At 40.4% G+C, this 15,913-nt stretch carries 18 protein-coding genes; 13 read left to right on the forward strand and 5 right to left on the reverse strand.

The features are described from left to right. Positions 1-59: 59 nt before the first annotated feature. Entirely contained in the window at positions 60-1,127 is a 1,068-nt protein-coding gene (locus CZ382_RS16650; protein ID WP_088052333.1) for an LCP family protein, read from the reverse strand. A gap of 300 nt (positions 1,128-1,427) precedes the next feature. Between CZ382_RS16650 and CZ382_RS16655 the strand changes: the two genes are divergently transcribed. Continuing rightward, entirely contained in the window at positions 1,428-2,162 is a 735-nt protein-coding gene (locus CZ382_RS16655) for a WecB/TagA/CpsF family glycosyltransferase (RefSeq protein WP_088052334.1), read from the forward strand. 94 nt (positions 2,163-2,256) lie between these two features. Here the strand turns inward: CZ382_RS16655 and CZ382_RS16660 are convergent, their stop codons facing one another. Together CZ382_RS16660 and CZ382_RS16665 are read right to left on the reverse strand one after the other, a co-directional pair. Further along, the gene (locus CZ382_RS16660; protein ID WP_088052335.1) at positions 2,257-2,658 is read right to left on the reverse strand and encodes a ribosomal eL19 family protein; all 402 of its coding nucleotides are present in this window, start codon (positions 2,656-2,658) and stop codon (positions 2,257-2,259) included. Next, complete coding sequence (locus CZ382_RS16665; RefSeq protein ID WP_088052336.1) at positions 2,655-2,840, reverse strand: hypothetical protein; 186 nt, start codon at positions 2,838-2,840, stop codon at positions 2,655-2,657. Before CZ382_RS16665 ends, CZ382_RS16660 begins: the two co-directional genes overlap by 4 nt. A 228-nt stretch (positions 2,841-3,068) precedes the next feature. On the opposite strand from CZ382_RS16665, the gene CZ382_RS16670 reads away from it, so the two are divergent. The 9 genes from CZ382_RS16670 (at position 3,069) to CZ382_RS24320 (ending at position 10,607) form a co-directional block, all read left to right on the forward strand. Further along, entirely contained in the window at positions 3,069-3,293 is a 225-nt protein-coding gene (locus tag CZ382_RS16670; protein ID WP_088052337.1) for a DUF1659 domain-containing protein, read from the forward strand. Positions 3,294-3,383: 90 nt separating this feature from the next. Continuing rightward, complete coding sequence (locus CZ382_RS16675) at positions 3,384-3,599, forward strand: DUF2922 domain-containing protein (RefSeq protein ID WP_088052338.1); 216 nt, start codon at positions 3,384-3,386, stop codon at positions 3,597-3,599. 296 nt (positions 3,600-3,895) lie between these two features. After that, entirely contained in the window at positions 3,896-5,341 is a 1,446-nt protein-coding gene (locus CZ382_RS16680) for a PTS mannitol transporter subunit IICB (protein WP_088052339.1), read from the forward strand. Between the two features lie 180 nt (positions 5,342-5,521). After that, entirely contained in the window at positions 5,522-7,633 is a 2,112-nt protein-coding gene (locus CZ382_RS16685) for a BglG family transcription antiterminator (RefSeq protein ID WP_235000458.1), read from the forward strand. 15 nt (positions 7,634-7,648) lie between these two features. Beyond that, positions 7,649-8,086, forward strand: coding sequence for a PTS sugar transporter subunit IIA (locus CZ382_RS16690; RefSeq protein ID WP_088052341.1), 438 nt, complete (start codon positions 7,649-7,651; stop codon positions 8,084-8,086). After that, positions 8,087-9,247: a mannitol-1-phosphate 5-dehydrogenase gene (locus CZ382_RS16695; RefSeq protein WP_088052342.1), complete on the forward strand. Its 1,161-nt coding sequence runs from the start codon at positions 8,087-8,089 to the stop codon at positions 9,245-9,247. It begins immediately after the preceding gene. 234 nt (positions 9,248-9,481) lie between these two features. Continuing rightward, positions 9,482-9,589: a putative holin-like toxin gene (locus CZ382_RS24315; protein WP_235000459.1), complete on the forward strand. Its 108-nt coding sequence runs from the start codon at positions 9,482-9,484 to the stop codon at positions 9,587-9,589. 377 nt (positions 9,590-9,966) lie between these two features. Continuing rightward, the gene (locus CZ382_RS23490; protein WP_123057226.1) at positions 9,967-10,236 is read left to right on the forward strand and encodes a mannitol dehydrogenase family protein; all 270 of its coding nucleotides are present in this window, start codon (positions 9,967-9,969) and stop codon (positions 10,234-10,236) included. Positions 10,237-10,499: 263 nt separating this feature from the next. After that, on the forward strand, positions 10,500-10,607 hold the full coding sequence (locus CZ382_RS24320; RefSeq protein WP_235000460.1) for a putative holin-like toxin: 108 nt from the start codon (positions 10,500-10,502) through the stop codon (positions 10,605-10,607). Positions 10,608-10,884: 277 nt separating this feature from the next. Here the strand turns inward: CZ382_RS24320 and CZ382_RS16700 are convergent, their stop codons facing one another. After that, the gene (locus tag CZ382_RS16700; protein ID WP_088052343.1) at positions 10,885-11,727 is read right to left on the reverse strand and encodes an aldo/keto reductase; all 843 of its coding nucleotides are present in this window, start codon (positions 11,725-11,727) and stop codon (positions 10,885-10,887) included. 283 nt (positions 11,728-12,010) lie between these two features. Between CZ382_RS16700 and CZ382_RS16705 the strand changes: the two genes are divergently transcribed. Further along, positions 12,011-13,222: an AGE family epimerase/isomerase gene (locus CZ382_RS16705; protein ID WP_088052344.1), complete on the forward strand. Its 1,212-nt coding sequence runs from the start codon at positions 12,011-12,013 to the stop codon at positions 13,220-13,222. 149 nt (positions 13,223-13,371) lie between these two features. Here the strand turns inward: CZ382_RS16705 and CZ382_RS16710 are convergent, their stop codons facing one another. After that, complete coding sequence (locus tag CZ382_RS16710; protein WP_200809538.1) at positions 13,372-14,268, reverse strand: SDR family oxidoreductase; 897 nt, start codon at positions 14,266-14,268, stop codon at positions 13,372-13,374. A gap of 489 nt (positions 14,269-14,757) precedes the next feature. On the opposite strand from CZ382_RS16710, the gene CZ382_RS16715 reads away from it, so the two are divergent. Together CZ382_RS16715 and CZ382_RS16720 are read left to right on the forward strand one after the other, a co-directional pair. Continuing rightward, positions 14,758-15,177, forward strand: a complete 420-nt coding sequence (locus tag CZ382_RS16715; RefSeq protein WP_088052345.1) for a YwqH-like family protein — start codon at positions 14,758-14,760, stop codon at positions 15,175-15,177. Next, positions 15,177-15,455, forward strand: coding sequence for a YwqI/YxiC family protein (locus CZ382_RS16720; RefSeq protein ID WP_088052346.1), 279 nt, complete (start codon positions 15,177-15,179; stop codon positions 15,453-15,455). The genes CZ382_RS16715 and CZ382_RS16720 overlap by 1 nt, the downstream gene beginning before the upstream one ends. The last annotated feature ends 458 nt before the right edge of the window (positions 15,456-15,913 follow it).

Genomic DNA, 15,913 nt, shown 5'->3' on the forward strand with positions numbered 1-15,913 from the left:
ACAACCGCTACCCTCCCACAAAAAAAGCCGCCAGCCATACGGCCAGCAGCTTCTCCAATCTAATATGAAGTTGTTGTCGGGCTCTCGGTAGTACCGGTTTCCGCCGTACTATTGTCAGCTTCACTAGCTGTTGTGCTTGTATTATCTGCCAAATCCAATTGATTTTTCAGAATTTGCTTCGTCTCTTCAAGCGCTACTTCATCCAATTGATAATAATACGTGCTACCTGGCTGGTAATCATGACCTTCTAATGTTAGTGACTCAATGTTTAAATTTTTTCCGCTTGTGCCATAGGAAATAAAACTTTTCATTTCATCAAATGTCATGTTGGTTGTCATGTTTTTTCCGACTGCTTCAATGATGTTATCAAATTTTAAAATGGAATCCATCGATACAGCCTTCTTCATAACTGCTTTAATTACTTCCTGTTGCCGTTTCCCTCGCTCAATATCATTATCTTGTTTTCGTGTTCTGGCAAAAGCTAGTGCCTCTTCGCCATTTAATACCTGCTCACCAGGTGATAATTGAATGGCACCAGCCTTGTCCTTGGAATCTTGTTCACTCATTTCATAAGGAACATCAACGGTTACGCCATCAACTGCATTAACTACATCGATAAATGCTTCAAAGTTCACTTTGACATAATAATCGACCGGAATGTCCAATAAATTTTCAACTGTATCAATCGTTGCTCTCGGCCCACCGTACGCATGGGCATGGTTGATTTTTGTTTCATACCCGACCTCCGGAACGTAAACATAAGAATCACGTGGAATACTCAGCAGCTTGACACTCTTATCATCCTTGTTCAGTGTGGCAAGCATCAAGGAGTCTGTCCGTGAATCATCGTTATCTTTATTGTTCCTGACATCACTGGCATCAACACCCATAATCAGAACGGATACATTATCGACATCTGGATCCACTATTGTCTCACGCAAATCTGATTTTTCCCGTCCATCATTCTTATAGGAATCAGAGAATACCGAATCAGCTTTAATATATAAGTAAGTAGCATAGGTTGCAACAGCAAAAAAGGCGACTAAAACCGGCACCAATATGAAAACAACGCGCTTTTTCAGCTTGCGTTTCTTCGTTCTCCGGACACGACGTGTATTGTTATACATTAAAATTCCCCTTTTATGCAAAATACCTTACAATTAGTATTATGCTAATTTGATTATCTATATTGCAAAAAAATCAGTTGGAAAAACCTGACTATAAATGATATCATAATTTCGAGTAACATTTACATAATAACTGAAAAACTAACATTAATTTTACTAGAAAAATGCCCAGTAGTAAATTAAAATTTGATTACAATTTTGTAAGAATTGTTTAGACAGTTGGAAAATTGGTATATGTATAGCCGTTTCAGCTGATATAAGATTTATTTCATCTGAGTTCTTTTAGAAAGGTTGCAAATAATGACGAAAGCTAATGATTCTGTAACAATTATGGACATTCCTTTTTTAAATACGACAAAAGATGACTTTCTGCACCAATACCTTTTTCCAAGGCTAGCTGATCAAAAAAAAAGTTTTGTTGTAACAGCAAATCCGGAAATTGTCATGCGTGCAAAAGAAGACACAACATATAAAGAAATTATTCAATCCGCAAATTATGTTATCCCTGACGGATCTGGAATACTGATGGCGGCAAAATATAAAAACGAGCCACTTCAGGAACGAATACCTGGCTACGACCTTATGCTGGATTTGCTTAAACATGCTGAAGAAAAGGGTTATAGCTGCTATTTCCTCGGGGCAAAGGAATCGGTTAACGAAAAAGTTGTAAAAGAAGTAAATAGGCAATACCCTGGACTGAAAATCGCCGGTCATCACCACGGCTTTTTCGCTATCGATGACCCGGAAATGGCTGCAACAGTGAAGACCGCAAATCCCGATCTGATTTTCGTTGCGCTGGGAGTTCCCCGGCAGGAAATGTGGATTGCGAAGCATAAGGATCAATTCGCAAAGGGTCTATTTATTGGTATAGGCGGCAGCTTCGATATCATAGCAGGAGAGACAAAACGTGCTCCACAGTTATGGATTAACTTAAATTTAGAGTGGCTGTACCGCCTTATTAAACAACCCACACGTTTTAAGCGTATTTTGAAAGTGTTTGAATTTATGGGGCGAGTTATTTTAAGACGGGATTAATACTGTTGCCTCCCGTTAAGCTAAAGTAATAAAGTGGCAGGAGGCTAACCTTTGGATTGAACAAGGATTTATTCTGGCATACTCTAATGAATGTTCATGGGAATCCCCTTAATCCCTTATTTTCCTGAATTTTTGGAATGATATTTTTGTGAGCAGTATGATATACGATCGGCGACTTTTCGCTTTCGATCGGCGACATTCCGGTTTCGATCGGCGGGATTTCGCTTTTGATCAGCGTTTTTTCGCTTTTGATCGGCGACATTCCGGATTCGATCGGCGGCTTTTCGCTTTCGATCAGCGATTTTTCGCTTTCGATCGGCGGGATTTCGCTTTCGATCGGCGGGATTTCGCTTTTGATCAGCGTTTTTTCGCTTTTGATCGGCGACATTCCGGATTCGATCGGCGGCTTTTCGCTTTTGATCAGCGTTTTTTCGCTTTCGATCAGCGGTTTTCTGCTTTTGATCCGCGACTTCCCACTTTTGATCGGTGACTTCATGGGAATTCATCACCACCCTTGGAATGTAAAAGTTCGTTTGTTGCATTTTTATCCTCGACTGCACCAATTAAATCGACTTCTTCAACAATTTCTTGTTCATTATCATTCATAAGCTTTGAAGACAAGGTCTTAAGTTTTACAAATTGATTGGGATACATTTCACGAACAGAAGACCACTTCATTTATATCATGCCTCCTGCTTTTTTATCTTATTTTAATTTTTACTGGTACTCGGCTGAATGATAGTATTCGGCGAAATTCTGGATTTAGCACTTCCTATAAAGAACCTGTTGTATCTATTATCGTCTATGCTCCACCACAAGTGTCATCATTGCAAAATTAATTTTTAAATTCCCATGCCCCCCTTTCCCCTTTCCAGACGATTGTAATGGTGAAAGGAGGGGATGAACATGGCAGTAGCAGAAATGTACAAATCCACTTTGCAGCTCGTTTTGGACGATGGTGTGGATGAGTTGACAGGGAAGCCGATTTATAAAACGAAAAGCTTCAATAATGTCAAGACCGAGGCAACGGCTGATCAGCTTTATACGATCGCACAAGCCTTTGCCGGACTGCAGGAGCGCCCGCTTTACGATATTGAGCGAAAAGACAGCTCTGAGATCAGGCAGGCATAATGCTATACCCGGTGCAAGCACCATTGCTTCCTGACCGCGTCATACGCAGTCAAGCATCAAAAAAATTGGAATAGAAGGGAGGGAAGACTTTTGAAAAAGCTTGAACTGAAATTTTTAAATGAGGACGGGAAAACCGTTACCTACTCATTAGAAAAACCAGCTGAACCGGTTGATCCAGCAGCTGTCAAAAGTGCGATGGACGAGATCCTGACGGAAAACATTTTCACAACTTCCGGTGGTGACATTGTTTCCATCAAAGGTGCACGAATTGTTGATCGTGAAGTGACGGAGATTGAGTTGGGATAAGGATGGGGAACGGATCCTGGGAAATCTGGGTATGTTCTCTTCTAATAAAACAAGATCAGCGCGCGCAAATGGGATGCGTGCTGGTCTTTTTCAGGTTAAAGCGTAAAGTCGTATTGCAAGGGTCTTCTATATCTGCTCGTACAGAATAAGTACTGCCTATGCCATTATTAAATAATGTCAACAACACATTTGCCAAATCGCCTTTAAGATTAGCTTGATGATGGCCTTGTAAGCGCTGTAAAATTAAATCAGGAATCATTATTGGAAAATCATAATTGAAAAGGGGGATTTTTATTATGGCAAATAAAGGCATTCGTGCGAAGCTACAGCACTTTGGCAGTTATTTGAGTGGGATGATAATGCCGAATATAGGCGCTTTTATCGCCTGGGGTATTATCACGGCATTATTCATTCCAGATGGTTATTGGCCAAACGAGGATTTGGCAGCATTAGTAGACCCAATGAAATTTTACTTGTTGCCACTCTTGATTGGGTTTACCGGTGGACGATTGGTGCATGATGTACGTGGCGGGGTGGTAGGTGCTATTGCTACGATGGGGGTTATCGTAGGAGCAGACATCCCCATGTTTCTGGGAGCCATGATCATGGGACCGCTAGCTGGATATTGCATGAAAAAGATCGATGACGTATTACAGGATAAAATCAAGTCGGGTTTCGAAATGCTTTATAACAATTTTTCTGCCGGTATTTTAGGGGCGATTTTGGCAGGTATTTCTGTCAAATTGATTGGGCCAGTCGTTGCAGGTTTGAATAATATATTGGCTTCAGGGGTAGAAGCAATCATTAATGCAGGCTTACTGCCGCTGGCAAATATCATTATTGAACCAGCCAAGATTTTATTTTTAAATAATGCCATTAATCATGGAATCTTAAGTCCAATTGGAGTCGAGCAAGTGGGCGATGCAGGGAAATCTATACTATTCCTGTTGGAAGCAAACCCCGGCCCAGGGTTGGGCATCCTGCTGGCATTCGCAATTTTTGGCAAAGGGATGTCAAAAAGCTCCGCACCTGGTGCAGCGGTCATTCATTTTTTGGGTGGGATACATGAGATTTATTTCCCATATGTCCTAATAAAACCCACCTTACTACTAGCAGCTATTGGCGGTGGTATAAGTGGTGTATTCACCCTAAACGTCTTTAACGCGGGATTAGTAGCACCAGCATCACCAGGAAGTATTCTTGCTGTAATGGCAATGACACCACAAGGAAATTATATCGGTGTGATCCTTGGTGTGCTTGTAGCAACAGTCGTTTCCTTCTTAATTGCATCGTTTATTTTGAAAACAAGCAAGTCAAGTGGCGAGGAAGATTTATCAGCTGCTACGGGTAAAATGGAAGAAATGAAAGGCAAGAAAAGTTCTGTTGCCGATGCTCTTACCCAAGACGAAGAGGCTGTAAAAAAGCGTTCAGATGAAGTTCATAAAATTATTTTCGCCTGTGATGCAGGAATGGGTTCAAGTGCAATGGGTGCCTCATTATTGAAGAAAAAATTTAAAGAGGCTAATATTGATGTGGCAGTTACGAATACATCGATTAACCAACTGCCAGATGATGCAGACATCGTCATAACGCATCAAGACTTAACGGATCGAGCCAAGGCTAAATTATCAAGTGCCGAGCATGTGTCGGTAGAAAACTTCCTGAATAGCCCTAAATATGATGAGTTGGTGGATCGACTTAAAGATAACGTAACGGAAGATGGCCCAAAAGTCACCAAATGATAGGTGGTGAACTTTGGAGTTAGCAATAAATGATTCTTCTGTTAAACCGCCTGTGACAATTGCTAACACAGAAGTAAGCACGTTCTGTGCAAGCCTAGTAGACGGGTGCTATTCCGCATCAACTTTCAAAAATCAGGTTCGGCCACTTTTGAGCATACGCTAATAATATGGCTGCAGGAGGTGAACAGTTTGTATATTACGGGGCGGGAACGCAAGATAATCGAATATATATTGCATGCACAAGCAGCTGTTACAGTGAAAGAAATTGCTGATGATCTGAACGTCAGTGAGCGTACGATTCATCGTGATTTGAAAAATATTGAAAGAATAATTTTGGAATACAATTTGGAATTACAAAAGAAGGCAGGGGTTGGTCTCCGTATCATTGGGGATGAGAACGACAAACAGCAATTGGAATTAACCCTTTCCAATGCAGCAACAGCAGATTTTACACCAGATGAACGGCAGGCAATCATTTTATCAACACTTCTTGAAGCAACCGAACCAATCAAACTGTTCACCCTTGCTAATGAATTAAAGGTAACAATTGCAACAATAAGCAATGACTTGGATCAATTGGAAAATGAGTTAGCAGGCTTCGACCTATCCGTCATCAGAAGAAGAGGGTATGGGGTGAAGGTGGAAGGTGATGAAACGAATAAACGCGCCGCTATAAGCAAGCTGATTACTAAGTATATGGATCCTTTTGAATATGTGTCGCTTTTAAAAGAGACTATCCAAAAGAAGTCGCAGCAGCAATTAAATACGATTTCAAGGCGACTGCTAGGATTAGTTAATCTGGAGACGTTACACACAATTGAGGATAGAGTAGAACAAGTTAGGGACGAACTACCACATGAATTAGCTGATAACGCTTATATTGGCCTGGTTGTTCATCTAGCATTAGCGATTGAACGACTGAAAAAGGGAGACAAAATAAAGTTTGATACGACGTTTATGAGACAAATTGAGGAAACAAAAGAATATGAAATTGCCAAAGAGGTTGTTCAGGATCTGGAAATAGCGCTATCCATGGATATTCCGGAGGATGAAATCGGCTATATTACGATGCACCTGATGGGAGCCAAACTGCGTGTTGATCACAATTATGTAATTGAAGATTCGAGCTTGGATATTGCCTTGCAATCAAAGGAATTAATTCAATATATCAATTCTCGTCTCAATGCTGATTTAGCAGCAGATAATTCATTGCTTAATGGGCTGGTTGCTCACTTAAAACCAGCTATTTATCGGCTAAAACAAGGAATGAATATCAATAACCCAATAATGGATGAAATTAAAAGCGAATATAGGGAGCTTTTTCAAGTTATTCAGGATGGTATCAAGCGAACGTTTCCGGATCTGCCATTTCCAGACGATGAAATTGGGTATCTCGTGCTTCATTTTGCAGCCGCACTACTTGATGGGAAAGAGGAAGTAGCATTACGCGCCTTAATTATCTGTTCCAGCGGGATCGGCACAGCAAAAATTCTCGCTACAAAATTAACACAGCGGTTTCCAGAAATTAAACAGGTGGAAAATAAATCGCTGTTCGACCTGAATCATCTTGATCCTGATAAATACGACATTGTTGTGTCAACGATCCCGTTAAAAGGATTTGCTGGTGATTATATCCTTGCATCACCAATTTTATCGCAAGCGGAAGTTCATCGTATCAAAAAGGTCATTCAGCATAAAAAGCTTTCGTTTAAGGCGAAGAGAACCCAAGCAAAGTCAAATCGTGAGGACGAACAGGTTTTGGCTTTTATTCCAAAGCTGGAGGTCATGCAGCATTATGCAAAAGTCATGTTGGATTTGCTTGAGGTATTTAACTTAAAGAAAATTACCGGACGAAGCTCATTACCTTCCGTTTTACATTTGATTTGTAAAGAACTAGCAGACAGGCGGCTGCTGAAAAATGAAGAAAATGTTGCCAAAAGGCTGTTAGAGAGAGAAAAGGCTGGTGGATTGGGGATTCCCGGTACACCGCTTGCCCTTTATCATACGCGGTCAAAGGCGATTGAACGGCCAAGCTTTACTATTTACCGGCTGGAGCATGCGTTAACCGTAAGAGGGATGGACGGAGGCAGAATGGAGATGAGCACATTAGTACTGATGCTTGCTCCAGAAGCTGCCTCACAGGAATTATTAGAAGTGCTTAGCTATCTAAGCAGCTTACTCATACAAGGAGAAGAAAGTGTGAAGATGTTTGAGACAGGGGACGAAATGCAAATCAAACAATTTTTATCCCAGCAATTTCAAACTTTTTTACAAGAAAAAAATCTATGGTAAGGAGTGTAGCTAGACATGACAAAAGAAATTTTAAGCAAAGATAATATTCAGCTAAACGTAACATTGCGCGACGAGGAAGAAGCAATCCGTTATACCGGAGATATCCTGGTAAGGAACGGGTATGTGGAAGCATCCTATGTAGAAAAAATGCTGGAAAGGGAAGAAATGACATCTACTTTTATGGGGAACCATGTCGCCATTCCACACGGCACAGAAGATGCCAAGGAAGCTGTTTTGGCAACAGGCATTACCGTGGTAACGGTTCCTGATGGGGTTGATTTTGGCGGAGGAAATATAGTAAAGGTTCTTATCGGTATTGCCGGAAAAGGGGATGAGCATTTAGACGTACTGTCCGACATTGCCATTGTCTGCTCAGAAGAGGAGAATATCCAGCAAATAGTCAACGCCCAATCGAAGGAAGACATTCTGAATCTATTTAATGGGGTGAATTAAATGTTAGCTGTACACGTTGGCGCAGGAAATATTGGCCGGGGTTTTATTGGTTCCCTCCTTTACCAGGCAAATTATCAAACCGTTTTTGTTGATGTAAACGATGAAGTGATTCAAAAGCTGAACGAAAAGCAACAGTACAATGTCCGATTGGCTGCTGAAACTAGCAAAACATTAACTGTGAAAAACGTATCAGGAATTAATAGTATCCGTAATCCAAATAAAGTTATCCAGGCTATTGTGGAAGCTAATATTGTGACAACTGCTGTAGGACCAAACATTTTACCAGTTATTTCAGAGCTTGTAGCGAAAGGATTGCGTGAACGGCTGAAATCTAGTAAAAAGCCATTAAACATTATCGCTTGTGAAAACATGATTGGCGGAAGCTCGCTACTAAAGGAAAAAGTAATGGAACACTTAACGAAAGAAGAGTGCAAAGCGCTTGATACGATGGTTGGGTTTCCGAATGCTGCTGTTGACCGAATTGTACCGAATCAAAGTCATCATGACCTGCTGGAGGTTTCTGTAGAGCCGTATTATGAGTGGGTCGTGGAAGAAACAGCGATCAAAGGAGAAAAGCCGTCAATTGAAGGGGTTACGTATGTTTCCGACTTAACACCATACATTGAACGAAAATTGTTTACCGTCAATACTGGTCATACGATACCGGCGTATGTAGGTCGTTATTTGGGATATACAACCATTAATGATGCGATGCATGATAAAACGGTTCAGGAAATCATTCGAGGGGCATTAACAGAATCTGGCGAAGCGCTTATCCAAGCGTACCAATTTGACAGGGAAAAACACCAGGCATATGTTGATAAAATTATCGAGCGATTTAGGAACCCGTATATTTCCGACGAGGTTACTAGAGTAGGGCGGGGGCCGATTCGCAAATTGGGACCACAGGACCGTCTGATTCGCCCGGCAACAATGTATATGGATGTCACTGGGAAAGCCCCACGCTATCTGGCAAAAACGATTGCGGCCGTTCTGGAGTATCATAATGAAAACGATGAAGAAGCGGTTAAATTACAGCAAATGATTACGAATAAAGGATATGAAAAAACATTACAATTGGTGTCCGAATTGGATTCGGATCATCCGTTGATCCCAGTAGTTATGAAGCAGTTGGAGGAAATGAAGGCTTTACAAAGATAATAATAGTTCGCGTAATGCGCAATCCGATAAAAAAGTATTGGCCTGCACAAATGTGTGGGCCATTGCTGATGGTTCTTTAGTTCTAAATTTTCGGAATAATTGTTCTCGCTTTCTGCCAATCCGGCAACCAGCTATGGTAAACTATAATTAGCAACTACATAGGTATTGTGGGCGGTTGGCCATCGTTCCTTGTCCCTTAAGCCATGTGTAAGCTTAGGGAAAGGAGGTGGTAGGATGACGACATATCAAGCATTAAGTTTGGCGTTGCAGTTTGGATTGCTCCAAATTACAGCACTCACTTTTATTGTTACGATTGTCGTTTATTTAATTAAAAAAAAGTAATCGCCCCGACCAAGGTTAGCGATTACTTCTTTAGATAATACATTTTAACAGCTGGCCAACTGCACTTAATGCAGTTTGTAGTTGCCGGAACCGGATAGTTAGCGCTATTCGGTTCCTTATTCTATTTTTATTGTAATTCTATTTAATTATACTGTCAATTTTTTGTGCGTTGGTTCAAGTATCTCGTTCCCCTTATTATTACCCCATCAGTTTACAGATACTTCCGATTTCATTGCCATAAACACGTACGTATTGTTAAAACTCTTTATAAGTAGCAGGATCTTGATTGTTAATTCTGCCATCTGGGCGATTATCCAAACTTATCAATTCGCAAGGGAAGTACACTAAACTTATGTGAATAGATTATTCAGCAGTTTATGAACCCGTATATTTCCTATCAGGTTACCAGAGTAGGGCGAGCACCAGTATGTAAACTAGGACCAAAAGATCGACTGATTCGCCCAGCCAGTATGTATATGAAGGTCACCAAAATGGCTCCATTCCATCTTGCGAAAACAATAGCGACCGCCCTGGAATACCATAATGAACAGGATGAAGAAGCGGTTAAGCTGCTGCAAATGATTGTAGAAAAAGGATATAGCAAACATTACAAACTGTTTCCGGGTTTGATGCTAATCATCCGTTAATTTCGGTTGTTTTGAAGGAATTGGAAGAGATGAATGATTAGAAAGGAATAGTGTAGTGAGGCTCCATTCAATTGAAAATTTATGTCCACACATTTGTGTGATCCTTTAGTTAATGAATCGTTTAAAAGAGCTTCGAACTAGCCTACCAATCCTGCAAAAGTTATGATAAATTATAAGTAGCAACTACATAGGTATTGTGGGCGGTTGGCCATCGTTCCTTGTCCCTTAAGCCATGTGTAAGCTTAGGGAAAGGAGGTGGTAGGATGACGGCATATCAAGCATTAAGTTTGGCGTTGCAGTTTGGATTGCTCCAAATTACAACACTAACTTTTATTGTTACGATTGTCGTTTATCTGACAAAAAAGAAGTAATCGCCCCCAACCCAAGGCCGGCAATTACTTCTTCAGAAAAAACATATTGAAACTCTGGCCAACTGCACTTAATGCAGTTTGTAGTTGTCGGAACCGGGTAGTTCGCGCTACCTTGGTTCCCTTATTCTAAGTATATTATAAAATTTATTTATTATACTGTCAATTTTTTGTGCATTCGTTAAAATATCACGTTCCCTTTGGTATACCCCATCAGTTTAACATGATACTTCTGATTTCGTTGCCCATCAAATTCGTAAAAATAAACACGCACTCATTGTTAAAATTCCTCATAAGTAGCAGGGTCTTGATTGTTAATTCTGCCATCTGGGCGAGTTAATGCCGCGATTGCATTCATTTCTGTTTCATTTAGAGAGAAATCAAAAATTGATATATTTTCAAGTTGCCGTTCAGGAGATGAAGATTTAGGAATTGGGATTGCCCCTAGTTGGTAATGCCAACGTAAAATAATTTGTGAAATCGTCTTGTTATGATAGCTGGCAATTCTTCCAATTGTTTCATTTTGTAAAACCGCATTTGCCCGAGCTAATGGACTCCAGGATTCTGTTATAATGTTGTTCTCCTCGTGCCATATTCTTTGTTGTTCCTGGTTGAAAAATGGGTGTAATTCTATTTGGTTGATGCTCGGCTTCGTACCAGTTTCCTTTTCTAACCGCTCGATATGTTCAGGAAGGAAATTACAAACACCGATTGAACGAATCAGTCCCCATTTTTTTGCGTCAATTAATGCTTGCCAAGCTTCTACATAGTTATTTTGTTCTGGGTTAGGCCAATGAATAAGATATAAATCGTAATAATCCAGATTTGCCCGATATAAGGATTCTTGAATGGTAGTGACGGCTTTATCATACGCATGATAACGACCTGGTAATTTGGATGTAATCCTTAATTCTTCCCTTGGAACAGAACTGCGGCGAACGGCTTCGCCTACCGTTCCTTCGTTTTCATAATTATAAGCAGTATCAATCAGGCGATAACCTGCATCAATTGCACTAGTTATGGCATTGGCCCCTTCATTTCCATTAAGTTTGTATGTACCAAAACCTATAACGGGCAAAGTAACGCCATCATTAAGTGTGATCTCTGGAATTGATATACTCATAACGATCCACTCCTTTCCATAATACTTTTACATTACCACTTACAGGAATAGAGATCCAAATATTTGATCTACTGTTTCCGGGGAGACAATGATTATTATTTGGATAAGTAATTCTATTGGATTGGGGAAATGAGAAGCAGTATCATTTGCAGTAGTAGCACAATAATACTAGCTTGCATGACGCTCCTCGTCATAAAAGAAATCAGTTCAATAAGAATATTGCTGGTAAATGAAACATAGGGTAAACCAAATTCCTTTAATGATAAGGTGGTATCACAAGGATATGGACTTCCCCAATTTCAAAGTTCAAGCGTTTCTTAAGCAGCATATTGTCGATACCGTTAATTTTTATGCCCCGCGTTGTATTGATGCTGAGACAGGAGGTTATATAAACTGCTTTCTGGATGATGGGACAATTTGTGATAAAAAAACGAAGCATCTTGTTGGGCAATCCAGGTTTATTTATATTTTCTCCATTGCAGCTATGATCAGCGATTCATCCTGCTATAAACAGATGGCAGAATGGGGGTTAAAATTTTTACAGCATCATCAGCGGGATCCGAAAAACGGTGGATATTATTGGGTACTTAAGGGGCTCAAGGTTGAGGATTCCAGCAAACAGGCCTATGGTCATGCCTTTGTCCTAATAGCTGCAGCCACCGCTTATAAAGCAGGCATTAGTTATGCAGGAGGAATAATTGCGGAGGTTTATGACATACTGGAACGCCATTTTTGGAGAGAACAGGATGGGCTGTATGTAGATGAAATCTCGAGAGACTGGCAAACCGTATCTTCGTATCGTGGACAAAATGCGAATATGCATTTGTGTGAAGCGATGTTGACAGCATATGAGGCTACAGGTGAAGCGCGTTATTTGCAGCGAGCCTATCGTATTGCCTATTCCGTTATATTCAAACTGCTCCCGCAATCAGGTTATTTGATTTGGGAACATTACGATGAGGACTGGAAAATTGACTGGAACTATAATAAAGGGAATACAAAAGATGAATTCCGTCCGTATGGATATATTTTCGGGCATTCGATCGAATGGAGTAAACTGCTTCAACGCCTGGAGAAGCATTTGTATGAGCCATGGATGTTTCCCCATGCGAAAATGTTATTTGATCAGGCTGTCCGTAAAGGAATTGATTACAAGAATGGAGGAATTTTCTACAGCATGGCACCAGCAGGCGAGATCATTGATTCTGATAAAGTCTATTGGGTGATAGCAGAGGCAATTGGAGCTTCTGCCCTGTTTGCTGCAAAAACAGATGATCCAACCTATTGGGAGTTTTACGACCAAATTTTTGCATACAGCTGGGAATTTCTGATTGATCAAAAAAGAGGGGGCTGGTATCAAATGCTGAACAGGAACAATCAAAAATACAGCAATATCAAAAGCTCTCCTCCAAAAACCGATTATCATCCTGTCACGAATTGCGTTACCGCTTTACGGGCTTTTTATGATAGCGATGGTGTTAATAAACAGGCTTGAAAAGAAAATTTATTTTTTCAGGAGTGTGTGGACATCACAGGAAACGTGGATATCCGAAGTAGTGTCCCTGATTGGTGCCAGGAGAATTTCGTCCTTATTTGGACTAATTCTGGTGGCGGAGAATGAGTCTCCACTGAATGAATGCTACTTCAGGAAGAAACAAATTGCCCTCCGTTGACATGAATTGTCTGTCCGGTTATATAGGAACCATCATCTGATGCGAGCAGGACATAGACCGGAGCAAGCTCAAACGGCTGGCCAGCTCTTTTCATTGGTACGTCGGCTCCAAACGATTTGACCATTTCTGGTGTAAATGTAGCTGGAATAAGCGGCGTCCAAATCGGGCCGGCAACGGCATTGACTCGGATACCTTGTTCAACAACATTTTTGGCCAGTGCCCTTGTATAACTGACGATCGCTCCTTTTGTAGAAGAATAATCGATTAAATTTTCACGTCCGATATATGCATTTACCGATGTGGTATTAACAATACTGCTTCCCGCAGGCATATGGGGGAGGGCAGCTTTTGTCAAATGGAAGAACGATAAGATATTCGTTTGAAACGAAGCTTGCAGCTGTTCTGCACTGATATCCAGCAAGCTGTCTCTGATAAACTGAACGGCATGATTGTTAACAAGAACATCTATTTTTTCAAATAAATCAGCAGTAACATGGACCACATGCTGGCAGACCTCTTCCTTCCTTAAATCACCTGGTATTAACACACAGCGTCTTCCGAGTTGCTCAATCGCCTGCTTCGTTTCTACTGCATCCTGATGCTTATCAAGGTAGGAAATGACAATATCGGCTCCTTCCTTGGCAAATGCTACTGCCACTGCTCTTCCGATACCACTGTCCCCGCCACTGATGATCGCCACTTTATCTTTTAACTTGCCTGTTCCGACATAGTTTGGATTATCATAAATCGGGCGAGGCACCATTAAATATTCAAATCCCGGCTGCCGGTATTGTTGTTGTGGTGGAAAGGTTACAGGAATCTTTTCACACTTTTGTTCATACCCATAATAAGGATATTTCGGATACAAGCTGGATCCCCTCTCAGTCACTTTATTAGATATGGTATTATGTATATGCTGCCTAACTAAACAGGTGAATGCCTAAACGGATTGGACATGCTGCCTGATTTTCCTGGAGCAACTGATAAATAGGCCCTATTTACTGAGCCGGAGCAGAATCATTACTTTTGATACTTCACTTTTATAAGGCTTGTCGTCAACCTAATTAAAAATCACTCCGACTCTAGTTAAGATTTAGCTAATCACTTGTTTTAGTAGCCAACTGACTTATTCAGTTTGCAGCTATTGGTGGCGAATAATTAGCACTATTCGGGATCCTATCAATAATTTTTTCCGGATTAAAGTCCCCGACTTGAGTCTATTCGAAACTTAATGCCTATCCAAATTGAGTTAAAAATAGTCATTTATACCCCTTTCGAACAGGGCAAAAATACCATATAATGAGTAGATGGCTGGTAAAATATTCTTGCCGGACGTGATGACCTAGAGGTGACGCAAATGGAAATGTTATATGTTATCGATGATCAAATCTCTACCCTTCAAAGCTCCATTTACTCCACGAATCAACAGCTTATTCAAAAACGGGATGACTTAGAACGGTTGAAAACTTTATTTGGACAGCTTGAGGACTATCAGGAAGAATTCAAGGTAAATCAAAAGTACTGTTGTGACCCGGAACTCTCCGTACATACTTGGAATGGACAATTGGCAACGCAATTCCATTTATTTCGCATCGAGGAAATCCAAACAAGCTATCAATCCATATCGGAATACCAATTAGACGGGATGATTATGCAAATAGCTGATAAAATTGCAGAAATAAAAGCAACGATCGGTGATTTGCAAAGTGACTATGCAGCTAAAAATGCAAACTTAAGTGATTTGAAAGCGCAGCGGCGAGAGGAGATGGCGAAATAATGAGTGAAGAGATCAAACTTATTTTTGAGGATGTAGAAAATACACTAGCTGAATTGAGAGCTTCTGTTCAATCGTTAAAGCCAACATCTGTGGTTGCGATTACCGATAATCAGCTTGCTACAGCAGATAAGTTGAACATGATTAATCAAACGCTTGATCAAGTAATAACGTCCTATAAAACCTTATTGTTAAACAATGAGGAAGCGACAATAAATTCAGTGAAAGCATTAAAGGATACGGAAGAAAAGGCGGCAAGTGCAATCCAACTGCTAGAATGAGGCAGAAAGCGGTGAGAGTAAACCATGAAGCGTTTAGATAAGTGGAAGCTTAATGAGGGAATTGATGCTACGTTATTATGGGATCAGATCCATGATGTTCAGGAGTCAGTAAACGAAATATTATTAATCTGAACGAATCTAAAAGGAAAACTGGAAATGCAATTTGCTCATTTATAATGAAGATAAATATATCAATGAAAAATAGCTTTCACCTTAATCTACATAGCTGAAAAGGAATTGTTATTCCAATGAGTGACAATTGTGTGCAATTGGCTCGTCCTGTCGAAAATAACCCCGATTATACTCGAAAATGAATAATGAGCAAATGATAATAATATCTATTTCCCGGGAAATATCGACATATATTTTCATGTGTCAGGGTTACCTTTTAAAATGGATGTAAGCAATAGAAAACATTAATCAAGTGGAATGCGAGGGTTTGCCAAATTTAACGGATT

Source organism: Virgibacillus dakarensis (assembly GCF_900155625.1).
Classification (GTDB): Bacteria; Bacillota; Bacilli; order Bacillales; family Amphibacillaceae; genus Lentibacillus_C; species Lentibacillus_C populi.